21 protein-coding genes are annotated in these 22,764 nt (G+C 57.6%); 14 read left to right on the top strand and 7 right to left on the bottom strand.

Annotated features, from left to right (window positions below; translation table 11 throughout):
• Positions 1-15: 15 nt before the first annotated feature.
• From Q0915_RS00235 to Q0915_RS00225, 3 genes are all read right to left on the bottom strand, one after another.
• Complete coding sequence (locus Q0915_RS00235; protein ID WP_299472383.1) at positions 16-870, bottom strand: fumarylacetoacetate hydrolase family protein; 855 nt, start codon at positions 868-870, stop codon at positions 16-18.
• 241 nt (positions 871-1,111) lie between these two features.
• A complete protein-coding gene (locus Q0915_RS00230) occupies positions 1,112-1,849 on the bottom strand; it encodes an SDR family oxidoreductase (protein ID WP_299474621.1) in 738 nt (245 codons plus the stop codon).
• Entirely contained in the window at positions 1,849-3,372 is a 1,524-nt protein-coding gene (locus Q0915_RS00225; RefSeq protein ID WP_299472382.1) for an altronate dehydratase family protein, read from the bottom strand. The genes Q0915_RS00230 and Q0915_RS00225 overlap by 1 nt, the downstream gene beginning before the upstream one ends.
• Before the next feature lie 112 nt (positions 3,373-3,484).
• Here Q0915_RS00225 and Q0915_RS00220 point away from each other — a divergent pair, with 112 nt between their 5' ends.
• The 4 genes from Q0915_RS00220 to Q0915_RS00205 are packed head-to-tail and all read left to right on the top strand — an operon-like array spanning position 3,485 to position 6,507.
• Positions 3,485-4,195 (top strand): GntR family transcriptional regulator, encoded by a 711-nt coding sequence (locus tag Q0915_RS00220; RefSeq protein WP_299472381.1) that lies wholly within the window; start codon positions 3,485-3,487, stop codon positions 4,193-4,195.
• A 14-nt stretch (positions 4,196-4,209) separates the two neighbouring features.
• Positions 4,210-5,262: an aldo/keto reductase gene (locus Q0915_RS00215; RefSeq protein WP_299472380.1), complete on the top strand. Its 1,053-nt coding sequence runs from the start codon at positions 4,210-4,212 to the stop codon at positions 5,260-5,262.
• Positions 5,252-5,680: an L-fucose mutarotase gene (gene fucU / locus Q0915_RS00210; protein WP_299472379.1), complete on the top strand. Its 429-nt coding sequence runs from the start codon at positions 5,252-5,254 to the stop codon at positions 5,678-5,680. The genes Q0915_RS00215 and fucU overlap by 11 nt, the downstream gene beginning before the upstream one ends.
• The gene (locus Q0915_RS00205) at positions 5,677-6,507 is read left to right on the top strand and encodes an amidohydrolase family protein (protein ID WP_299472378.1); all 831 of its coding nucleotides are present in this window, start codon (positions 5,677-5,679) and stop codon (positions 6,505-6,507) included. The genes fucU and Q0915_RS00205 overlap by 4 nt, the downstream gene beginning before the upstream one ends.
• Before the next feature lie 77 nt (positions 6,508-6,584).
• Here Q0915_RS00205 and Q0915_RS00200 read toward each other — a convergent pair whose 3' ends face one another.
• Positions 6,585-6,806 carry a hypothetical protein gene (locus Q0915_RS00200; protein ID WP_299472377.1) on the bottom strand — a complete coding sequence of 74 codons (222 nt, stop codon included), beginning with the start codon at positions 6,804-6,806 and terminating at the stop codon, positions 6,585-6,587.
• 94 nt (positions 6,807-6,900) lie between these two features.
• Here Q0915_RS00200 and Q0915_RS00195 point away from each other — a divergent pair, with 94 nt between their 5' ends.
• The gene (locus tag Q0915_RS00195; RefSeq protein ID WP_299472376.1) at positions 6,901-7,773 is read left to right on the top strand and encodes a LysR substrate-binding domain-containing protein; all 873 of its coding nucleotides are present in this window, start codon (positions 6,901-6,903) and stop codon (positions 7,771-7,773) included.
• A gap of 80 nt (positions 7,774-7,853) precedes the next feature.
• On the opposite strand, the gene Q0915_RS00190 is transcribed toward Q0915_RS00195, so the two are convergent.
• Positions 7,854-8,369, bottom strand: coding sequence for a MarR family winged helix-turn-helix transcriptional regulator (locus Q0915_RS00190; RefSeq protein WP_299472375.1), 516 nt, complete (start codon positions 8,367-8,369; stop codon positions 7,854-7,856).
• A 22-nt stretch (positions 8,370-8,391) separates the two neighbouring features.
• Here Q0915_RS00190 and Q0915_RS00185 point away from each other — a divergent pair, with 22 nt between their 5' ends.
• The 4 genes from Q0915_RS00185 to Q0915_RS00170 all read left to right on the top strand — a co-directional run bounded on the left by Q0915_RS00185 (position 8,392) and on the right by Q0915_RS00170 (position 12,257).
• Positions 8,392-8,907, top strand: coding sequence for a TRAP transporter small permease subunit (locus Q0915_RS00185; RefSeq protein WP_299472374.1), 516 nt, complete (start codon positions 8,392-8,394; stop codon positions 8,905-8,907).
• Complete coding sequence (locus Q0915_RS00180; protein WP_299472373.1) at positions 8,904-10,211, top strand: TRAP transporter large permease subunit; 1,308 nt, start codon at positions 8,904-8,906, stop codon at positions 10,209-10,211. Before Q0915_RS00185 ends, Q0915_RS00180 begins: the two co-directional genes overlap by 4 nt.
• 17 nt (positions 10,212-10,228) lie before the next feature.
• Complete coding sequence (locus Q0915_RS00175; protein ID WP_299472372.1) at positions 10,229-11,248, top strand: TRAP transporter substrate-binding protein; 1,020 nt, start codon at positions 10,229-10,231, stop codon at positions 11,246-11,248.
• A gap of 91 nt (positions 11,249-11,339) precedes the next feature.
• Positions 11,340-12,257, top strand: coding sequence for an alpha/beta fold hydrolase (locus tag Q0915_RS00170; protein WP_299472371.1), 918 nt, complete (start codon positions 11,340-11,342; stop codon positions 12,255-12,257).
• A 216-nt stretch (positions 12,258-12,473) separates the two neighbouring features.
• Here the strand turns inward: Q0915_RS00170 and Q0915_RS00165 are convergent, their stop codons facing one another.
• Complete coding sequence (locus Q0915_RS00165; RefSeq protein ID WP_299472370.1) at positions 12,474-14,846, bottom strand: 1-deoxy-D-xylulose-5-phosphate synthase N-terminal domain-containing protein; 2,373 nt, start codon at positions 14,844-14,846, stop codon at positions 12,474-12,476.
• Between the two features lie 122 nt (positions 14,847-14,968).
• Here Q0915_RS00165 and Q0915_RS00160 point away from each other — a divergent pair, with 122 nt between their 5' ends.
• Positions 14,969-15,439, top strand: a complete 471-nt coding sequence (locus Q0915_RS00160; protein ID WP_299472369.1) for an Lrp/AsnC family transcriptional regulator — start codon at positions 14,969-14,971, stop codon at positions 15,437-15,439.
• A 13-nt stretch (positions 15,440-15,452) separates the two neighbouring features.
• Here the strand turns inward: Q0915_RS00160 and Q0915_RS00155 are convergent, their stop codons facing one another.
• The gene (locus Q0915_RS00155; RefSeq protein ID WP_299472368.1) at positions 15,453-16,655 is read right to left on the bottom strand and encodes a methionine gamma-lyase; all 1,203 of its coding nucleotides are present in this window, start codon (positions 16,653-16,655) and stop codon (positions 15,453-15,455) included.
• A gap of 112 nt (positions 16,656-16,767) precedes the next feature.
• On the opposite strand from Q0915_RS00155, the gene Q0915_RS00150 reads away from it, so the two are divergent.
• The 4 genes from Q0915_RS00150 to Q0915_RS00135 all read left to right on the top strand — a co-directional run bounded on the left by Q0915_RS00150 (position 16,768) and on the right by Q0915_RS00135 (position 22,600).
• Positions 16,768-17,226, top strand: a complete 459-nt coding sequence (locus Q0915_RS00150) for an Lrp/AsnC family transcriptional regulator (RefSeq protein ID WP_299472367.1) — start codon at positions 16,768-16,770, stop codon at positions 17,224-17,226.
• 286 nt (positions 17,227-17,512) lie between these two features.
• Positions 17,513-20,662, top strand: coding sequence for an AAA family ATPase (locus Q0915_RS00145; protein WP_299472366.1), 3,150 nt, complete (start codon positions 17,513-17,515; stop codon positions 20,660-20,662).
• A gap of 1 nt (position 20,663) precedes the next feature.
• The gene (locus Q0915_RS00140; protein WP_299472365.1) at positions 20,664-21,842 is read left to right on the top strand and encodes a YcaO-like family protein; all 1,179 of its coding nucleotides are present in this window, start codon (positions 20,664-20,666) and stop codon (positions 21,840-21,842) included.
• Positions 21,839-22,600 carry a TfuA-like protein gene (locus Q0915_RS00135; RefSeq protein ID WP_299472364.1) on the top strand — a complete coding sequence of 254 codons (762 nt, stop codon included), beginning with the start codon at positions 21,839-21,841 and terminating at the stop codon, positions 22,598-22,600. The genes Q0915_RS00140 and Q0915_RS00135 overlap by 4 nt, the downstream gene beginning before the upstream one ends.
• Positions 22,601-22,764 lie beyond the last annotated feature (164 nt).

Raw genomic sequence — 22,764 nt, 5'->3', positions numbered from 1 at the left:
AGACAGTTGGCTGCGTCAGCCGTTCTTGACGTTCTGCGTCTGAACCCCGAGCTTGTCGATCCCCAGTCGCATGACTTCGCCACCCTTGAGGTAGACCGGCGGTTTCTGTCCCATTCCAACCCCTGGAGGCGTTCCTGTCGAGATCACATCACCGGGCTGCAGGCTCATGAACCGGCTGCAATAGCTGACGAGATGGGGCACTTTGTAGACCATGGTCGCCGTCGAGCCGTTCTGATACCGGTGTCCGTCCACCTCGAGCCACATGGCGAGCTGGTCGAAGTCTCCGACTTCGTCCGGCGTCACCAGCCACGGGCCGAGCGGGCCAAACGTGTCGCTGCCCTTGCCCTTGTCCCAGGTGCCGGCACGGTTCAGCTGAAAGTCTCGCTCGGAAACATCGTTGATCACGCAGAATCCGGCAATATGCGAAAGCGCGTCCGCTTCTTCGATGTATTTTCCGCCTTTGCCGATCACGACACCAAGCTCGACCTCCCAATCGGTTTTTTCCGAGCCGCGCGGAATTTCCACGTCATCGTCGGGACCGACGATTGCAGACGTCCATTTGCCGAAGACGACGGGTTCCGGCGGAACGTCCAGTCCGGATTCGGCTGCATGGTCTGCGTAGTTCAGTCCGATGCAGATGAATTTCCCGACATTGCCGACGCAAGGTCCCAGACGCAGATCCTGCTGAGGCTGCCCATCGACAAGCGGCAGATCCGAGGTATTGAGCGCCTGCAATTTTGCTATCGCATCCGGCAGTAACGCGTCGCCGGAAATGTCGGATACATGTGCTGTGAGATCACGTACACGCCCTTCATCATCCAGCAACCCGGGTTTCTCTTTCCCAACGGGGCCGTATCTCAGCAGTTTCATGGTTCATGTTCCTCGTTTCAGCAGTCGTCTTGCCGGGTGTCACCGGCTGATCGGCATGGTTCACGGGCCTCAAGCTGCAATGCTCAGCAGATTTTCGGCTTTATTCATATTGGATACGCAGTGATCGAAGAAGCCCGCATCGCTCGGATTCGGTACGTGCCGCGGCCTGGAAACGGTAAAGCCGGTCAGTTCTGCCCAAACGGTTACACGTATGCTGCGGCGCACTCCGCGCCGCCCATGCCTAAACCGTCACACCACCGTCGACCAGCAGCGCCTGGCCAGTGACAAACTGGCTTTCATCCGACAGGAGATAAACGGCCAGCGGGGTAATATCTCCAACCACCGCCAAACGGCCCATCGGCTGCCTGGCGATAAAATCCTTTTCGGCTTGCACCGGGTCGGGTGCAGCATCGATCCGGCCACGCAGCGAAGGCGTGTCGACCGTCCCCGGGCAAATCGCGTTGCACCGGATACCATTTGCAACAAAGTCCGACGCAATACCCTTTGTCAGACCGATCACGGCCGCCTTGGTAGCACCATAGGCTGTCCGGAAGGGAAAGCCCTTTACCGAACTGGCCATGGAGGCCATGTTGACGATTGACGCGGATCCGGTCGCGTCCGCCCGGCGCAACATGCCGGGCAGGCACGCGCGGGTCAGCTTCATCATCGATGTGACGTTGAGCTCGAAACTGAAGGCCCAGTCATCATCCGAGATATCGAGGATGGTGCCGTGATGAACGAAACCTGCAACATTGAACAAGCCGTCGAGGTCGGGAAGGCCAGCTGCGAGCTGCGTAATTGCCGTCCCGTCGGTAACGTCAAGGACGCGGGTCTCGATGCCCTCAAAGCCCGCTAACAAGGCCTGATCCTTGTCGGTCGCAATGACATGAGCCCCCTCTGCGGAACAGGCAAGGGCGCAGGCCCGTCCCATGCCCTGTCCTGCTGCCGTGATGAGAATGGTTTTTCCTCGCAGGCGCATCACATCACAGCTCCAATTTGCCACGGGACGAACTCCACACCGCCGAACCCGAGTTGTTCGCTTTTGGTGTGTTCACCGGAGGCAACCCGGATCATCAGTTCCAGTAGTTCTTCCCCTTTTTCCTCAATGCTCACGCCGTCGGTGACGATATCACCGCAATTAAGGTCCATGTCTTCAGACATGCGGCCGTACATTTCGGAATTCGTGGCGAGCTTGATGCAGGGTGTCGGCTTGTATCCGGAGACCGATCCGCGGCCCGTCGTGAAAACGACAATGTTGGCGCCCGACGCAACCTGTCCCGTGACAGAGCACGGATCAAAACCGGGACTGTCCATAAAGACAAATCCCTTCCGGTCGACCTGCTCTGCAAACTCATAGACCCCGGAAAGCGGAGCGGTACCTCCCTTGGCAACTGCGCCCAGGGATTTCTCCAGGATAGTCGTCAACCCGCCACGCTTGTTGCCGGGGCTTGGATTATTGTCCATTTCACCGCCGTTGCGGGCGGCATAGTCCTCCCACCAGCGAACGCGCTCGAGAAGTTTTTCGCCAACGCCTGTTGTCTCGGCCCTGCTCGTCAACAGATGTTCGGCACCGTATATTTCCGGCGTTTCGGAAAGGATCGTCGTTCCACCGTGACGCACCAGAAGGTCTGACGCATACCCGAGCGCCGGATTTGCCGTGATCCCCGAATAGCCATCCGACCCACCGCACTGCATTCCAACAGTGATCTCGCTGATCGGAGCCGGGCTCCGGCTGACACTGTCGGCAAGGCGCGCGATGCCTTCCAGCTCTTCCAATCCTTTCTCGATAGTTCTGCGGGTTCCTCCCTGTTGCTGGATGGTCATGTAGCGCAAGGCACCGTCGGATCGGATCGGCCGGCCGCCAACGAGATCGGAAATCTGCATGACTTCGCATCCAAGGCCGATGAGGAGAATGCCACCGAAATTGGGATGTTGCGCATACCCGGAAAGCGTGCGGAAAAGCGCTGCGTAGCCCTCATTCTCACCCGACATTCCGCAGCCGGTGCCGTGAACGATTGGCACGACACCGTCGACATTCGGGAAACGGTCCAGCAAACCGTTCTTTTCGGCGGCTTCGGCAATGAACTGGGCAACCGATCCCGAACAGTTCACCGATGTCAGGATGCCAATATAGTTACGCGTTCCCGTCCGCCCGTCCGCGCGCTTGTACCCTTGAAAGGTTCTTCCGGCATCAATGGGAGCAAGCGGTCTGTTTTGAGAAGCAAATTCATGGTCCTGAAGACTATGACCTTCCATGCCCAGATTATGCGAATGTACGTGATCACCAGGCTGAATGGCAGACTTGGCCTGGCCGATGATCTGACCATAGCGAATGACATTCTCACCCGCCGGAATAGGCTCGCAAGCGATCTTGTGACCGGGGTGAACCGGCGCTGAAAGCGATGCGGGAACACCGTCCAACAGGGTTCCGGAGGGAAGCGCGCGCAGAGCGATTATGACGTTGTCGTCGCCTCTGAGCTTAATGAAACCGCTTCCGGTCATTCCCTCTTTCCCCGCTTCAAAATTTTCCGCGATTTTTGATCGCATTCGATGCTACGAACTAGCTTGACTTGCTAACTATGTCAACTAACATGTTAGTCTCCATGGTGCATAAATGACAAATACAGACATCGACGCAACCAGGCTGCAGGACATCGGATCTTTCGAAGGATCTCTCGCCCACCGGGTTTATCTCGCACTTCAGGACGCCATCCTGTCACTGAAATTTCTGCCCGGGCAAGTCGTCCGCAAAGGACCTGTCTGCGAAAAGCTTGGCGTATCGAGATCCCCCGTATCAGAGGCGATCGCCCGCCTCGCCAATGAAGGTCTTGTCGATGTGATCCCTCAGTCAGGAACACGGATCGCCCACTTGTCGATGGAAGACATCCGGGAAGGAACGTTCCTGCGTCAGGCACTTGAACTTGCCAGCGTCGCCAAGGTCGCCGAAGACCGGACGGAAGACCAGTTCGCCCAGATTAACCGGAACATGCGGCTTCAGGATCTTCTCGTCGAAGACGGCGATTTTCCGGGCTTTTATCAGGCAGACGAGGAGTTCCACGCGCTTTTGATGGCGTTCACCGGATATCCGCGCCTCAAGACGGTCGCGCGCATGGTGTCGCTCCAGGTAACACGCGCCCGCATGCTGCTCCTGCCGACCCCAGGCCGCACGACGGAAACGCTCGACGAACACCGGGCCGTGGTCGATGCCATCCGTATCAGGGATCCTGACGCCGCACAGCGTGCAATGCGCCTTCACCTCGGCCAGCTGATGCCGCGCATTGAAGCCCTCGCAGAAACACGTCCCGAACTTTTCCAATCCCGTTGAAACAGGAACCAGGCATGAAGGTCACCGAAACCATTCTCTTGAACTCCCGAACGAAGCGACCCGTTCCCCTGACCCGCATGGGCTTCGGCGGCGCGCCACTCGGAAACCTTTATCGCAAGGTGTCCGAAGAGGACGCACAGGCCGCGCTTCAGGCGGCCTTTGACGCCGGCATCCGCTATTTCGACACGGCGCCGCAATACGGGCTCGGAGTGTCGGAGGAAAGGTTCGGTGTCGCCCTGAAGCGGTTCGGCAGATCCAACGTTCAATTGTCGACAAAGATCGGCCGCCTGCTCGTGGACTGCGAGCCGGAAGACGTCACACCGGAAGCGTTTATCGACGTACCGCAGAAGCGCATCGTCTTCGACTATACCTATGATGGGGTCATGCGAAGTTACGAAGCCAGCCGGAAGCGCATGGATGTTTCAAATGCCGATATTCTTCTGGTGCACGATGTCTGTGTGTTCTCACAAGGTTCGCAGGAAGCAAGCGATGCCAAAGTCCGGGAACTCTTTGACGGTGGCGGATATCGCGCCTTGCGCGAACTGAAAGATGCCGGTGACGTGGCAGCGATCGGTGCGGGTGTGAACGAATGGCAGGTCTGCGAAAAACTGCTCGGGCTGGGTGACTTCGACGGCTTTCTGCTTGCCGGGCGTTACACGTTGCTCGAACAGGAGGCACTCGAGAGCTTCCTTCCGCTTTGCGAGAAGCGTGACGTCGGCATCATTTTGGGAGGACCCTACAATTCCGGCATATTGGCAACCGGCCCGGTCCCGGGCGCGAAATACAACTACACCGATGCACCGCCTGAAGTTCTGGAGCGCGTTGGCAAAATTGAAGCTGTCTGCAAAGCTCACAACACGCCGCTGATCGCTGCCGCGCTGCAATTTGTCCTGGGCCACCCAAGCGTCAAGACCGTCATCCCCGGTGCGGTCAATGCGCGCGAGGTGAGCGCCAACGTCGAGGTTCTGGAAACGCCGATACCGGCAGCACTCTGGTCCGACCTTCGCGGTGAAGGGCTTATCCGTCCTGATGCGCCACTGCCTTCAGAGACCAGCCATGCTGCGTGACATCAGCCCGATCCTGTCTCCTGAGCTGCTTTACGCCCTGCGCGCCATGGGCCATGGCGACGAGATCGTCATCTCTGACGCCAATTTTCCCGGAGAAAGCCTGGGACCGGACTGCATCCGGGCCGATGGCTCGACGGCAAGCGAGATGCTGGAAGCAATTCTCTCAGTCATGCCGCTGGACAGCTTCGTCCCAGATCCTGCGCTCACCATGCAGGTTGTCGGAGATCCGGACGCCGTACCGGAGGCTGTTGCCGACTTCCAAAAGATCATAAACGCAACCGCGGACAATCCGGCCATAATCCAGACCCTGGAACGATTTGCTTTCTATGAGCGGGCGGCGCAGGCATTTGCCGTCGTGCAAACGGGAGAGCGGCGGTTATACGGCAACATCATTCTGAAAAAGGGCGTGATCGGATGACACGGATCGATGCACATCAGCATTTCTGGAATCTCGAACGCGGTGACTATGGATGGCTGACGCCGGATCTCAAGCCGATCTACCGGAACTTCCTGCCCAACGATCTTGCGCCACATCTCGGCGATAACGACATAGCCGGCACGATCCTGGTGCAAGCCGCGCCGACGCTCGCCGAAACGCGGTTCATGCTCGAGATCGCCGAGAACACGCCCTCGGTTAAAGGGGTTGTCGGCTGGGTGGATTTTGAGCAACCGGACGCACCGGAAACGATTGCAGAGCTTGCCTCGCATCCGGCCATGGTCGGTCTGCGTCCGATGATACAGGACATTGCAGATGATGACTGGATGCTACGCGACGACCTTACACCGGCCTTCGAAGCCCTGATCGACAACCTGTTGACATTCGATGCCCTCACCTTGCCGCAGCATCTGGACAACCTGGTCACCTTGATCGGACGGCACGAAGAAATGTGCGTCGTGATCGACCACGGCTCCAAACCCCATATCCGGGATGCCCGCATTGATGCATGGGCTGCCGACATGGCCATCCTCGCGAAAGACACGAACGCGTTTTGCAAACTTTCAGGGCTTGTCACCGAGGCCCGTGGCGACTGGACCGTGGATCACCTGCGCCCTTACGTGGACCATCTTCTGGCAACATTCGGCCCGGACCGGCTCATATGGGGAAGCGACTGGCCGGTCTGCCTTTTGGCAAGCAGCTACGAACGCTGGGTTGAAACGACCGAGCAGCTTCTGGACGGACTCAGCTCCGAGGAGAAAAACGCCGTGCTGGGCCTGAATGCCTTGCGGGCATATGGGCTGAACTGATGACAGCTCTCCAGATCCAGTTCCGAGAGGAGATCGTCTGACGGCCACCGGCATGGTCGATCGCCTTCGGACAGACCTCAGGCATCGCCCGCAAAGCAATCTGCCTCGCTCACTCCATGTGACGGACGCGTCGCCGATGTCCCTCTTGGTGCGTGCCCGGCGTTCTGCGACGATTTTTCCAGGCTTTTTTCTTCCGCTTTCGACTGCAACGCTGTGTGCTGGCCGAGACGCCCGGTGGCGCGCGCGAGAGGCGTGACCCGGGTTGCAAGGAACATGGATTGAGCGAACAAATCTAGCATTGCCTGGTCCTCCTGCAGCAACTCTAGATCTGGAATCATTATCACAGAAACGAATTATATTGCTTATCGTGATGAGATCTGGAAATGATAAGCCATGAAGCGTGATCTCGAAATGGACCTGCTCCGATCATTCGTTGCCGTTGCCGCGCATCGCAATTTCACGCGCGCCGCAGAGGCTGTCGGGAGGACCCAATCGGCGGTCAGCCTGCAAATCAAGCGGCTTGAAGAGATTGTCGAAAAACGCCTTTTCGAACGGACCCGTCAGTCTGTCTCCATCACGCAAACAGGAGAAGCCCTGCTGGTTTATGCCAATCGCATTCTGGCAGCAAACGACGCCGCGCTGTCTCACCTCCAGCGTCCCGAAGTGGAAGGGCTGGTCAGGATCGGTGCGCCCGATGACTACGCGACTTTCATGATCCCCCCTCTCCTGTCCGCGCTTGCAAGGGAACATCCCCGATTGCAGTTCGAGGTGACTTGCGACAATGCCTGCGATCTGCTGCCGCAACTCAAGCAGGGTCAGCTTGATCTGGTCGTCGCCACCCACCGTCCGGACGCGGTTGCGGGTCAGATCGCAAGGTATGAACCTCTGCATTGGGTTGCCGCGCCCGATTTCATGGATGATCCCGAGGAACCGCTGTCGCTGGTGTTGTTTCCCGTTGGATGCGTATGCAGAGAGATTGCCCTTGATGCGTTGAAGAGCGTCGACCGGTCCTGGCGCATTACCTATTCAACCCGCAGCATCGGCTTGATGGAGAAGGCATTGCAGGACGGGTCGGCGGTATCCGCCATGGAGGTATCGGTCATACCTTCCGGCCTCAGGATCGTGGAAGGAGCGGCCGGTTTACCGCCGCTTCCGGAAGTCGTGATTTCCGTGCATCAATCCAACACAGCCGAAGCCCATGTTTCGCTCTCAGCGGACTTTCTTCTGAAAAAGCTGGGACAGAAAGAAACGCACGCCGTTTCCTGACGGAGTGTGCTGGTTACATCGCGCCCTAATCAGCGCTTAGCTCTTCTGGCGACACGGCATAAAAAGACTAAGTACGACAATCAGGGTTGACGCCAGCGCGGCACGTCACGGGCGAGCTTGTCGAGCAGGTGTTCAAGCGTTTCGATTTCCTGCTTTGACAGCGTTTCCAGCATCACCCTTTCCGCGTCGGCGAACCGGGCCATCAGTCGGTCGTGGATTGCTTGGCCTTCTTCCGTGATGTTCAACACGCGTCTTCGTGTGTCCACCTTGTCCGGAATACGCGAGATCAGGCCTTTTTCGCTCAACGATGTGACAGCCCGGCTGACCGTGTTTGACGGCTGCTCGGTGATTTCGCAGATATCGCGCGCATTGAGGTCCTTCTGGAAGCTCAGGCACATGAGCACGGTCAGTTCCGGACGGATCAGTCCTGTGTCCCGCTCCATCCACCTCAGAAGCGGCTCGCGCCAGAAATTGGTGAGGAATGAAATTCGATAGCCGATCGGGAACGGCGTCGCATCGAGAATACCAAGCAGTTTCATGAGCATCACGATAATGGAAAAATAAAGATTGCTCCAGATGGAAATATATAGTTCCATATGGAGCTAAAAGGAGGGGCTTGTGAAAGCGTTTCAGGAAGTCAGCCTCAAGATTCTTGCCGTTGGAGTTGTCGTGCTGATGTCGGCAATTGTTCTCCAGGTGGTTTGCAGCGCGCTGGATATTAACCCGCTGGCCATTTTCCAGACGGATACACCTTTGTTGGGCAAGGCGATTACGCTGAACTCGTTGCTGGACTTTCAATGGCATATTCTGGTGATTGTCGGACTGATGCCCGCTGGCTTGGTCTGGCTCCATGGAAACCATGTCCGCGTGGATTTTCTTTACAATCCAATGTTGCCGCGCTGGAAGGCGCGCATAGATCTGGCGGGCAATCTGTTGTTCGCTGCGCCGTTTTTCTGTCTCATGCTTCCGGCATCGATAAAGTTCTTTCAGCGCGCATGGACGTCTGATGAAGCCTCGCGCAATGGCGGGCTCAACGACCTGTGGCTGATAAAGTCCGTACTGCCATTCGGGCTTCTGCTGCTGGCACTCGCCGTTATGGTTGAAACCCTGCGCCTCCTGCGGGCTGTCCGATGAGCGAGACGCTGCTGCCTCTTGCGATGGCCGGTCTCACGCTCGGCGCGATCCTGCTGGGCTATCGGGTCGGCATGGTTCTGGCCGGTTCGGCTGCCCTGTTTATTTTGATCTCGGATTTGCCGATAGCATTTTTCAACCTTCTGACCAGCCGCATCTATGCCAATGTCCTGTCCAACTGGCTTCTGGTCGCGATCCCGATGTTCATATTCATGGGATTGATCCTGGAAGTCTCCGGCGTTGCAGAACGCTCGCTACGCGCGGCGCAAAAAGCCCTTGGCGGCAGCGCTGCAGGCATGGGGATTTCCGTCCTGATCGTCGGGGTGCTGCTTGCAGCATCGTCCGGAATCGTCGGGGCATCCGTCGTGTTGCTCGCTTTGCTGGCCCTGCCCCGTCTTCTTGAGGCCGGATATGACAAACAGACCACGGCGGGCCTGGTGACGGCTTCAGGCACGCTTGCAATCCTGATCCCGCCATCGGTAATGCTGATTATTCTGGGCGACCAGTTGCAAACACCCGTGCCGTCAATGTTCGCGGGCGCGATCGGCCCCGGCCTTCTACTGGTGCTGGTGTACGCTTCGTTCGTGATCTGGCGATCGCGAGGCCTGCCTCGGATTGCCAGCAATGACCGGGCTTCGCCGTTTCAAGTCGTTTTGGATCTCGGTCCGCTCCTGGGGCTGGTAATTGCAGTTCTGGGGTCCATTATCGCGGGTGTGGCAACACCTACGGAAGCAAGCGGCCTCGGTGCATTCGGCGCGATCTTGATGACAATACTCTATCGCCAGTTCAGTCTGACAATGGTGATGGAGGCAGCCCGGAAGACGGTGATCACCACCTCGACGGTTCTCTTTCTGATGATCGGGGCAACGTGTTTTTCGGCTGTTTTCAAGGGAGTCGGTGGCGACGACCTGGTCGAGGCCGGCATTCTTGCATTCGGCGATGGCCCCTACACCGTGCTGGCAGTCGTGATGATCTCGATTTTTCTGCTCGGCTTCGTGCTCGACTGGCTCGAAATTACTCTGATCCTTATGCCGATCTTTGCACCGATCGTTTCCGGGCTGGACTTTGGAAACGGGCTTGCGGGCGATGCGCTCCTTATCTGGTTCGGGATCCTGGTTGCCGTCAATTTGCAAACATCCTTTCTGACACCCCCATTCGGCTTTTCGCTGTTCTATCTGCGAGGCGCTGTCGGTGATCGATTGTCGACGCCAGACATCTATGGCGGCGTCGTTCCGTTCATCGCATTGCAGCTTCTGGTGCTGGCGCTGCTGATCCTGTTTCCCGGACTGATCACCGGGCTGATTTGACCAAGGGAGGAATAAAGATGAAACAGATACTTATTGCCGCAGCGCTGCTTGTGCTTACCGCATCTGGATCGCAAGCGGAAAAATTCACGCTGCAAAGCGCATTCGGTGCGTTGCCCGTCCTCAATCCGGCGGCCGAGCGTTTCGTCGGCAATGTCAGCACCCTGACCGGCGGCGAAGTCGAGTTCGATTATTTGCTCGCAGGAGAACTGTCGCCCCCTTTTGAAATATTCGACAATGTCAGTGCAGGAGCAATCGATGCCGCATGGTCCTATGCCGCCTACGCATCGGGAAAGGAACCCGCTGCCGCACTCTTCGGCTCCGTGCCGTTCGGCGGCGATCCGCTGTCCTACGTCAGTTGGCTGCATCACGGCGGCGGACTGGAACTCTGGCGGGAACTTTACGAGCCTTATAACCTCGTCCCGATGGCTTGCGGCGTGATCCTTTCGGAGGCCGGTGGCTGGTACACCAAATCGATTGACAGCCCTGAGGACCTTCAGGGTCTGAATATCCGGATCGGCGGTTTGGGCGGCGCAATCCTTGCCAAGCTTGGTGCCAACGCGATGTCGCTGCCTGTGGGGGAAATCTCCACGTCGCTTGAAACCGGGCGCCTGGATGCCACTGAACTCAGCTTTCCGCTGGTCGACAAGCTGCTCGGCTTCGATAAGGTCGCAAAGCATTACTATTTTCCCGGCTGGCACCAGCCGGCCGGTTTCATCGAGTTTTACATGAACAAGGACAAATGGGATGGACTGACGGATGCCCAACGCACTGCAATCGAGGTCTCCTGCGCTGATGCAAATCTCTTTGCGATGGGAGTAGCTGCAGGTGCACAAAGTCCAATCCTGCAGGAATTCCGGGCCAACGGTGTTGAGATAAAACGCTTCCCGAACAGCGTCATGGATGCTCTTCGTGAAGCCGCTGATGAGGTCTATGCTGAGAAATCTGCAGAAAACGAAATGTTCAAGAGGGTCATCGACAGCTATCGCGCATTTGCCGCGCACTATAACGAATACCAAAGCCTTTCGAATTTGAACTGACCGCGGCCGCGCCGGACGCCCCTGCTTCAGCTGTGCGGGGACATCCGGCGCAATTCCCATGATTGCGCCGGATTTCAGGGGAGCGCTAGCATTGACCTACAACCTCTCAGATTTCGGCAGTTACACAGTTGCCGGTCGTCTCCACGAGGTGACAGAGGGAGAACCTCGGAATATCCAGTTCACCCGCTCCGCCAGTTACAACTACGACCCCAAGGGTCGCTTCGCAGTCGAGCATGCATACGTTCAGTATTTCGTACCGGCACACCGGAATAATGCGCCTCCGATCGTGCTGGTCCATGGCGGCGGTATGCACGGCAGCACCTGGGAAACCACACCGGATGGCCGGCCGGGTTGGATCAATCATCTGGTCCGCTCCGGCTACGAAACCCACGTCATAGACAATGTCGAACGTGGCCGTTCTGGCTTTGCGACCGGGATCTGGGAGGGAGACCCGATCAGCCGATCACAACAGGAAGCCTGGACGCTTTTCAGGATTGGCCCAATTGAAGGTTTTTCGACCCGCACACCTTTCGAAAACGGACAATTCCCGGCGCAAGCATTCGATACCTTCTCACGCATGCAGGTGCCACGCTGGCTTACAACAACTCCCTTGCATATTGCTGCGCTGGTCGCGGTACTGAAACGTCTCGGCCCGGCGATTGTCATCTGTCACAGTCAAGGCGGTGAGATTGCTATGGATGCAATGGCGGAGGTTCCTGACCTATTTGCCGGCTTCATCGGGATTGAACCATCGACACGCTTGAGCGATCCCGGGCTGATTGCATCAGTTCCAACAGTCCTGTTTGCCGGAGACTTTCTGGATATCGACCACCGATGGCGGGAAAGGTTACAGAACTGGACCGATTGGGTCACGACGGCGAGGAAACACGGCGGCAAAGCCACTCTCGTCCGCTCCGCTCATGACGTTCGGTCGGGTCATACGCACATGCCTATGCTCGATCACGGCAACGAAGAATGCCTGTCCACATGCCTGCAGGCGTTAATGTAGGCAACCGCTGGATGGCTTCAGGGTAGAACGACAACAATTGCGAACGCATTGGCACGATGGCTCCCGACCAACTGGCCCGCACCTTTTCCGGTCGGCCGATGGTATGTAGGCCAACGGCGTTGTCGATGGCTGTCCCCGAATGATGGTGCGATCACCATTTAACCGTGCCGCTTCGGCTCAATGACCGAATGGACCGGTTCGATACTTTGAGCAGGTTTATCCCTGCACCAATTGGATACGCCTTCCCGGAGTAAGACCATTGACCTTGTCGATGATCGAACATGCATCAATGCCGAAGTGACGATAAAGGTCTCCAATCGTTCCGGTCTGCCCGAAATGCTCAACGCCCAGAGGGATTGTGCGATGCCCGGCGACACCGCCCAGCCATGCCAGCGTGGCCGGATGGCCGTCAATGACGGTGATCAGTTGGCAGTGAGCAGGCAGATCGACCAACAGCCGCTCGACATGAGACAAGGCCACTGTGTTACCGCGCGCACGTGCTCTTTGCGCTGCAGTCCAGCCGGCGTTCAGGCGATCGGCGGACGTGACCGCGAGCACTCCGATATCACGCCGGTTTCCGGAGAGTTGGCCCGCGGCGCGGATCGCTTCCGGAGCGACGACACCTTGATAGGCGATGACGACTTCACAATTGGGTCCGGGTTTGCGCAGCCAGTAGCCCCCGTCAATCGCACCTTGCCGGAAATCGTCGTCGGCGCGTTTGACGGGTTGTTCGATCGGGTTGGTGGACAAACGCAAGTATACCGATCCGCCGGTCTCGTCGCGGAGCCAGGTCCGTTCGTCCGGGTCCCCTTCCCCATCGCGCTGAAGATAGTCGAAAGCCCACTCCATGATGACGGCAAGTTCATCGGCAAAGGCTGGTTCGAATGTGGCAAGTCCATCCTGGCTCATGCCGATCAGCGGTGTGCCGACAGACTGGTGAGCTCCGCCCTCCGGAGCGAGCGTCGCACCGGAGGGCGTTCCGACAATCATGAAACGTGCATCCTGGTAGCAGGCATAATTCAGGGCATCGAGGCCGCGGCACACAAACGGGTCATAAACTGTCCCGATCGGGATCAGGCGCTCGCCGAAAAGCGTGTGCGAAAGACCTGCTGCCCCCAGCAGCAGAAACAGGTTCATCTCCGCGATACCGAGCTCAATATGCTGCCCATCCGGCGTGAATTCCCACTTTGCGGTCGATGGGATGCGGTGCTCGATAAACGCGTCCGACAGGGCGTGGCGGGCAAACAGCTTGCGGCGATTAACCCAGGGGCCGAGATTTGTTGTTCCAGTCACGTCCGGTGACGTCGTAACGATCCGCTCTGCAAGTTTGCTGTCACCCTTGGACAGATCGTCGAGCACCTTGCCGAAGGCCATCTGGGTCGAGAGGTCCCGATCCGTTTGCAACTCGATCGCCGGAACGTCAATCGTATTGTCGGAATAGCGCCGCGTGCCTTTGGAGAAAAAGGGCACTTTGCGCAGAAAAGTCCTGAGCGCCGCAACATCTGCAACCGTCGCAAACGGCTCCCATTCCTGTCCTTCCGCGACACCCATGTGCTCCTGCCACGCAGCCATCTGGGACTTGTTCATCAGACCACCGTGATTGTCCTTGTGGCCGGCAATCGGTGTTCCCCAACCCTTGATGGTGTAGGCCAGGAAGCAGGTCGGACGGTCATGATCTATCGAGGCAAAGACGTCGCGCATCGTCTCGGTGCAATTGCCGCCCAGATTTTCCATGAGTTCCGCCAGCTCGGCGTCGCTGCGCCGGTCGATGAGCGCTGTTACATCGCCCTGATCTCCAAGATCATCCATCAAGCGCTGGCGCCAGACCTTGCCCCCCATGAAAGTCAGCGCGGCATATTCCTGGTTGGAGCAGGCATCGATCCAGCGCCGCAGATTGTCACCGCCCGGTTCATCAAAAGCAGCGCGCTGGAGCGCGCCATATTTCACCCGGACAACGTCCCAGCCGAAAGCATCGAAAATCTTCTCGACCCTGTCGAACAACCCTTCGCGCACGATCCCATCCAGCGATTGCCGGTTGTAGTCGATAATCCACCAGCAGTTTCGCAGATCGTTCTTCCACCCCTCCTGCAAAGCCTCATAGACATTGCCCTCATCGAGTTCGGCATCTCCGACAAGCGCAATCATGCGTCCGAGCGGCCGGTCAGGCGACCAGTTTTTGGCATCGATATAGTCTTGCACCAAAGACGCGAAAGACGTGATCGCAACTCCGAGACCGACCGAGCCGGTGGAAAAATCAACGTCGTCGATGTCCTTGGTCCTCGACGGGTAGGATTGCACGCCTCCAAATCCTCGGAAGTTTTCCATTTTCTCGCGGGTCTGGTTACCCATCAGGTACTGGATCGCATGGAAAACAGGTGAAGCATGTGGTTTCACCGCGACACGGTCTTCCGGTCTGAGTGCGGAAAAATAGAGCGCCGTCATGATCGAAACCATCGAGGCGGAACTCGCCTGATGTCCGCCAACCTTGATGCCATCGACTTTCGGCCGGATGTGATTGGCGTGATGGATCATCCAGTGCGACAGCCATAGCAGTCTTTTTTCGATCGTCTTGAGGTGCTCGGTGCTCATTGCGAAGATCCTATCGGTTCGATGCTCCCCAACAATTTAGTGAGCCTATCGGGTAGGTTTCTTGCTATTTCCTACCCATTTTGGCTAAATGTTGGAGATTTTCACTAGAAAGCGCTGATTTCGTGTCCTCCTTCACCAACATCGATACATTTGATATTCAGATCCTGCGCGAACTCCAACAGGATGGACGAATCTCGTTGCAGGAACTCTCCGAACGGGTCGGTCTCAGCGCGACACCCGTCGCACGGCGCCTGAGACACCTTGAAGAGAAACAGATCATCACAGGCTATTGCGCCCTGATCGATGAGGTCGCGCTCGGCTTCGAAGTCTCCGTCTTCGTATCGGTTCAACTCGACAAACAGGTCGACGTGACGCTCGATCAGTTCGAAAATGCCATTCAGGCATTTCCCGAAGTCGTTGATTGCTGGCTGATGACCGGAAACCGAGACTACCTGTTACGCGTGGCAACGACCGGTCTCGCCGCATTTGAGACGTTTCTTACCGGCAAGCTCACCAAGGTGCCGGGTGTTGCCAATATCGAAAGCTCAATTCCGCTGCGCCGCGTCAAATCGGGTATTGCGCGGACACCCTAGCAGTCCCATTCCCTCAAGCTGCCACGTGTACCGGATGTCGCGGCAATGCCTGGCTCAGGTCCTCCAGTATGTCGTCAAGATCTTCCAGTCCGACGGAAAGACGCACAAGCCCATCGCTGATCCCATGAGCCGCCCGTTCTTCAGCAGTATACGTGGAATGGGTCATCGAAGCCGGATGCTGAATGAGGGTCTCCGCATCTCCCAATGAAACAGCTCTCTGGATCATATTCAAAGCGTTCATCATTTCTGTTCCGGCACGCAGACCCCCTGTCAGCTCAAACGCGATCATGCCGCCTGGCCGGCTCATCTGCCGCTTTGCCAGGGCGTGCTGTTCAAAGCTTTGCAGACCCGGAAAATACACCTTTGAAACGGCGGGATGCGCCTCCAGCCAGTCCGCGACTTTCAAAGCCGTTGTGCAGTGACGATCCATACGCAGGGCCAGGGTCTTCAGGCCACGGAGGATCAGAAGGGCGTTCAGGGGCGCCATGACGGCTCCGGTCATGTCTTTCATGCCGACAAGCCGGATTTCGCTGACCATTTCTGCCCTGCCGACCACGAGGCCAGCAACGACGTCGCCGTGACCGCCAAGATACTTGGTCGCGGAATGAAGAACGAGGTCCGCACCCAATTCGATGGGCCGTGTCAGGTAAGGTGTCGCGTATGTATTGTCGACGACAACCGTAGCACCTGCTTGATGCGCGATTTCGGATACCCGTGCGATATCCACCAGGCGCATATTCGGGTTCGCCGGCGTTTCGAAGTAAACAACGCGCGTCTTATCGGAAATGGCGGAACGCAGGTTCTCCGGATCGGTCATGTCCACATGCGAAACAGTCACACCGAATTTCGCCAGGCCATGACGCATGAACGAGAACGTGCAGCCATAGAGCGTTTCGTCGACGATGATTTCATCCCCGGGACTGACCAGTGTCCAGAGCGTTGCGGTGACGGCTCCCATTCCGGACGCCAGCGCGAACCCCGCTTCTGCCCCTTCCAGTTCCGCTATGCGTTTTTCAAGGAGATCCAGTGTCGGATTTGAAATCCGGCTGTAGATATGACCCGCACGTTCACCCGCAAACATTTCGCCACCGGCCTCGGCAGTTTCAAAGACAAAGGTCGATGTCAAATGCAGTGGCGGTGTCAGGGCCCCCTCATTTTCATGAGGTCGATAGGCGTGATGGATGGCGCGGCTTGCAAAACCCTTGACTTGGCTCATGACAGTCTCCTTCAGCTACACGAGCAATTTACTGCACGATGAAGGGTCATTGATTTCAAAAACTGTCAGATCTAGTATTCAAATTAGTAGTTTCTGCCAACAAGTTGCCGAGATGGACACCAAAGACCGCCAGATCATCCAGGCCCTGCAAAGGGATGGAAGAATGACAAACCAGGACCTCGCCGAAGCAGTCAATCTGTCTCCTTCGCCATGCCTCAGAAGGTTGCGGAACCTGGAGGCATCGGGCGCGATCCGCGGCTTTTCCGTAGACGTCGATCCGGAAGCCTACGGCCTGCCGATCACCGTTTTTGTCAGGATCCGCCTTGAACGGCACAACGAGGAAGATGTCCGCCGCTTCGAGAGCCGCGTTCAGACCATTCCTGAGGTGCTGGAATGTCATGTCCTCACGGGGGCCATGGACTATCAGCTTCGTGTGGTGGTTTCGGGTCTCGATACGTACGAGGACTTCATCCGCAACCGCATCCATCCGATCGGCGGCATAGCCTCGATCGACACCAGTTTCGTTTACGGCACTGTCAAGAAAACGGCGGTATTTCCTGAATTGGGCTAGGCCGATCGGGTATGCGGGTGCGCTGGCAAAGCGGGCGGGCCGGACTGGTGCCGACCGCACCTATCACCGAAACCCGGCGCAAGCCGCAGCACGCGTCAGTCAAGTAATGCAGAATTAACATATAGTTATGTGGTCTACGGAAATTGATCTGCTAGACTGTACGGCAGGGCAGTTGATAATACTTCGCGGTTTAGGGGTGAGTTTTGCTCACCCCTAAATAATGTGCGAGGTTTTGAAAATATCGGCACGCCTATAACAGTCTGACGGCGCGGATCGAAGGCAGCAAATGGCACAGGACACCCCGATAGATCTTGATATCGAAAAAGGTGAACGCCGCCAGATCACAGCCTTGTTCTACGACATGGTCGGATCCACGACCATGGTCAACACCATGGACATCGAGGACTTCCGGGAAATTCAGCAGGCGGTCCACCAGGCGGCTCACCGCGCGATCGCGGCGAACGGTGGACATCTGGACCTGCTTATGGGCGACGGCGGGTCCGCTTATTTCGGTTACCCGGTTGCGAATGAGGATGCGCCTATGCAGGCCGTCCTGGCTGGGCTTGCGATATTGCGCGAATGTGTGGAAGTCCAGAAGGATTTCGACCAGCCCATCATGATCCGCGTCGGTATCGCAACAGGTACCGCCGTGGCCGGACAAGCAGGCAGTGGTGCGCTCGCAACGCGTGATGAAATTGTCGGCATAGCACCGACACTCGCGGCGAGAATACAAGGTGAAGCAGGCGTCGGCACCGTGGCCGTATCAAACGCGACCTACAAGGCGACGCGGCGGCTTTTTCACTACGAAAGCCTGGGTGCCCGGCACCTGAAAGGTTTCAACGAACCGCACGCGCTCTGGCAGCCTCTTGGCCGGCGGAGAACCAACGACCGATTCGAAACCCTTCGCAACAGCGCGCAGCCGTTTCTGGCCCGTCAGAAGGAGTTTTCCGAGGCCATATCAAAATGGCGGGAGGCGGCATCGGGAAACGGTCAGGCCCTTTATGTGCACGGTGAACCGGGGATCGGCAAATCGCGGCTGTGCCATCAGATCCTTGAGCAGGCGGGCAAGGACGATGCGCACATACTGGATTTTCAGTGCGAACCGGCAAGCCAGGACACGCCTTATTACCCCGTGATCCGAAGTCTTCGCGACGTGCTGCAGCAGCACGATCCGGAATTCGACTACCAAAATCCGTCTGTTGAAACGATCCGGGCCGCATTGGCGCTCCCGGGCACACATCCGGCCGAATTTTTCGAAGCGCTGGCCTATCTGCTGGCGCCCCTGTCACCATCACAACAGGGCGATAGTCCCAACCTCACCGATTTCACCCACTCAGCCGTCGAAACACTGGCGGATGCGGTCATGGCGATTGCGAGCGTGAAACCGTGCGTCATGAAGATTGAAGACTTGCACTGGGCGGACAGCCAGACGTTGGAAATCGCCTTGCAATTGCTCGAACGGATCAAATCCGCACCTGTCTTCGTGATTGTGACATCAAGGAACCCTCCCGACGATCGCTGGCATGGTGATGGCCATTTTTCATCGCTGCATCTGACACGGCTGGGTTCCGCCAGCATCATCGAGTTGATCGAGAATATGGCCGGCGCGACGCGACTGCCGCAAAAACTGGTTGAGGCGATCGCCACACGGTGTGATGGCGTCCCGCTCTTCGCCGAGGAACTGACCCGATTTGTGATCGACCGTGGCGCGGACGATGCGCTCGACGAAGCAATGTGGGAAAAACTGTTCGATTCAGACGAAACCGCCAGCCTGCAGGACCTTCTCGCTGCGCGTCTCGGCACCCTTGGCCCGGCGAAATTCGTTGCACAGGCTGCCAGCGTTATCGGCCGCAGTTTCAATGTGCTGACGCTCGTCGCCCTGCTGTCAACAACGGGAGCTCCCGCAACTGCAGAAGAAAGTTTGCAGGAATTGATTGCCGGTGGCTTCATCGAACAGCACGCGAGCGATGCGGAAGCATCCTATCGTTTTCGACATATGCTGGTGCAGCAGGCAGCCTATTCGGGTCTCTTGCGGTCTAACAAGCGGACACTGCATTCCGCGCTGTACCAGATCGCAACACAGGACATTGAGCACGGCAGTTCCTTTTCAAGCGCTGAACTGGCTCTGCACGCCGAACAGGCCCAATTGCGAAACGAGGCGATCAAACACTATCTCGACGCCGCCCGGTCTGCATCCTCGCAATCAGCGCTCCAGGAAGCGCGCGCACTCTTGAAACGGGCGGAGCTCCTCACCGCGAAACTCAAGGACAAGGCAGCCGCGAGCTCTCTTAATCTCGAAATCCTGAAATTGCTCGGGCCTGTCGTCGCAATGACAGAGGGCGCGGGATCGGACGCTGCTTCGAAGCTTTACCAAAAAGGTGTGGAGCTGCTTCACGAACAGCGGGACGGCGACCGCGCCTCCGGCTTCCCGCTTTACTGGGGCTGGTGGTTCACTGCACCGAACTTCAAAGTTCAGCGTGAAAGAGCAGAACTGCTGCTTGCCGACCTCGCCGGCTCCAACAATCAGGAAGTCGAGTTGCAGGCGCTCCATTGCAGATGGGCAACCGCATTCAACACGGGTCAGCATACCGATTGCCTGAATGCGATTACAAAAGGCCTCGAGCTCTATAGCGAGGACGAGGCACTCGACCACAGGACCCGCTACGGTGGCCATGACGCGAGAGTGTGCGGACTTGGTGAACGGGCGCTGTCCTCGTGGTTCATGGGTCACACCGAGACAGCCCTGACGCATCTTGAACAGGCGGAGCACTGGGCACGGCATATTGACCATGTCGGCAGCAACTGCCATGCGCTCGATATCGGGATCATGCTCCATCGTTACAGGGGAGACATTGATCAGGTCGCGCGCCTGGCGCGGCAAATGCGCGACACCGCCAAGGAACATGACCTCAAGTCTCTTGAAGCAAAAAGCCTGATATTCGGCGGATGGGCAAACGGGATGGCCGGGGACCCATTGCACGGCAGAGAAGCGCTGGCGCAAGGACTGGCTATCCAACAGGAAATCGGAACCGAAGAGGATTTTCCGGTTTACCTGGAGATGGCTGCTGAACTCGATGGCCAACTCGGGAAACAGGAAGATGGTCTCCGGCTGGTCAGTTCCGCGATCGAACGCGCGGAGGAGGCCGGCCACGCATTCTGGCTTGCCGAGCTTTACCGGCGGCGTGCCAGACTGACCAGCACGACCGCCTACGATGAAAAGCGGATTGCTGAAGATTTGGCTCGCGCGGAAGAGATCTCAGCGCAGCAGGGTGCCACGGTGCTGACCCTTCGCACGCTTGTCGACAAGGCCAGGATATTGCCGGACAAAATGACCGGCCCGGAGCTGGGAAATCAGATTGGCGAAATTCTGCAAGACCTTGAGAACGGACGTGAGAGGGAACGCGCCCTCAGCCTACTGGCCGGGATCCTGGCCTGATATGATGCAAGAGGACGGCCAGTTTCAAATCGCGGTTCCGGAAGATACGCAACCGCCGGGCCGACACTATCCTGCGAACACCTATTTGAAGCGGCTTTTGCCGCATCTCGGATCATTCGGCCTTTCAAGGCTCGCTGATGTTACCGGTCTCGACAGGGTCGGCATCCCCGTTGTTCAGGCGATTCGCCCCCTTGCGAGATCAAACGCCGTCAACCAGGGCAAGGGTCTGACACTTGCTGAGGCTGCGGTCGCGTCCACCATGGAAGCGCTTGAAACCTATGCTGGCGAGCATCTTGATCCGGAGACAGAAACCCGGGCGACACCTTCGGCGGTCTATGGCACGCAAGCCCGTGAAAGACTCAGCCATCACCTTTTTCCGGATGCAAATCCAGATTGGGCCGGGACCACGATTTCCTTCGTTAGTGGAACGGAACTTCTGTCTGGAGAGCAAGTCCTGGTGCCCGCCGCACTTGTCAGCACTGACTATACGCCAGCTTCCGAGCATGCGCTTTCACCCTTTATGAGAACGACCACCGGCCTCGGCGGCGGGGCGACGGCAGATGAGGCGCTGACACAGGCTTTGTTCGAGACTCTGGAGCGACTGGGCACGTCGCGGGCGATGAACATTCATGGCTTCTTCGAAAAACACCGCTTCGACTGCACCCAGATGGTTGAACCGCAAACACGCCAACTGCTTGAACGTCTGGCGGCCACCGGATTGCTTTGCACGGTCCATGATTGTCCGTCCGCCGGCGGGTTCCCGGTGGTCTGGGCACGTCTGCTCGATGCGGAGAATTCAGCGACTTCGCTGCCCTTTCCAGCGGACGGTTTTGCCTGCCGCGGCTCGGTCGACGGCGCGGTTCGAGCCGCCATATTGGAAGCAATCCAGACAAGGGCATCGGTTATTGCCGGGAGCCGGGAAGATATCACGTGGGAATACTACCCACGGCGGGCGGACGCAGAATTCCTTGCCTTTGAACGCGCACAAATGAGCAAGGCAACCGATAGACGATTGTCGCCCGAGGCAGAACCGAGGGAAGACAGTCCATTCGCCCTTGCCACTGCATTGAAAGAAGAAGGCCTGACAGCCGTTTCGGTCAGGCTGATGGAAGACACGGGTATTCCCGTTTTCATCACCCGTGTCGTAACACTCGGCATACCGGGGGCAGTCAGCACATGAGCCAGAAGCGCCCCATCATTGTTTTCGCGGGTCCCAGCCTTGATCCATCCGGACTTCCGGACGGGTTGGAGGCCGAGCTTCGGCATCCCGCCGCGCAAGGTGACCTTGTGGAAGCGGTTCGTCAGCACGGCAAATGTGTTATCGCCCTGATCGACGGCTTGTTCCAGGGCGTACCGGCCGTGCGCCACAAGGAAATTCTCTGGGCAATGGACCGAGGAGCGGTCATCTTCGGCGCATCAAGCATGGGTGCCCTGAGAGCGGCGGAACTCGCATCCTTCGGCATGCATGGGCGCGGGTTGATCTACAGGTGGCTGCGCCGTTACCCGCTCCTTCCGGACGATGCGGTTGCCGTGCTCCATGCTCCACCTGAATTGGACGCAGCCGCACTGACCGAAGCGCTCGTCGATCTGAGAAGGAGGTTCGCACAGGCCAGAAGAGACAAACTCATATCGGGTGAAACGGCTGCCGAGCTGTCGCGGATTGCGGAAAATCTTCACTATACGAAGCGGACCCTGGCAAACATCCTGTCTGCTGCGGCGACTGCGGAAACCGATGGTCTCGCCGATCTTCTCAGCGTCTTGAACCGATCACAGAAAGCGCAAGACGCCTGTCTCCTCCTAATTGAACTTCGCGATCGCCAGCAAGCCAGCAGCTGGCCTGAGCCCGAGCCGGCAGAAAAGTTCGTTTATACAGATGCGTTCTTGAAGGATTTGACCGACGCAGGTTTTTCATTGGACACGCTAGACGTTCATTGGTAGCCTCCAAGAATTACCTAGAGTAACAAATACATACGGTGATCCGATCTCCAAATAGTCAAGTTCGACCTAGGAAATACAAACCAGTATCGCACCAAGATTGAACGAGGCTCCACCTTTAATTCTGACTTGTTTGAACCGGATGGTTTTACATCAGCTTTGTCGAG

Origin of the sequence: uncultured Roseibium sp., from assembly GCF_947494555.1 — a bacterium.
GTDB lineage: Bacteria > Pseudomonadota > Alphaproteobacteria > Rhizobiales > Stappiaceae > Roseibium.
This window is presented reverse-complemented; position numbering and strand designations above follow the sequence as displayed.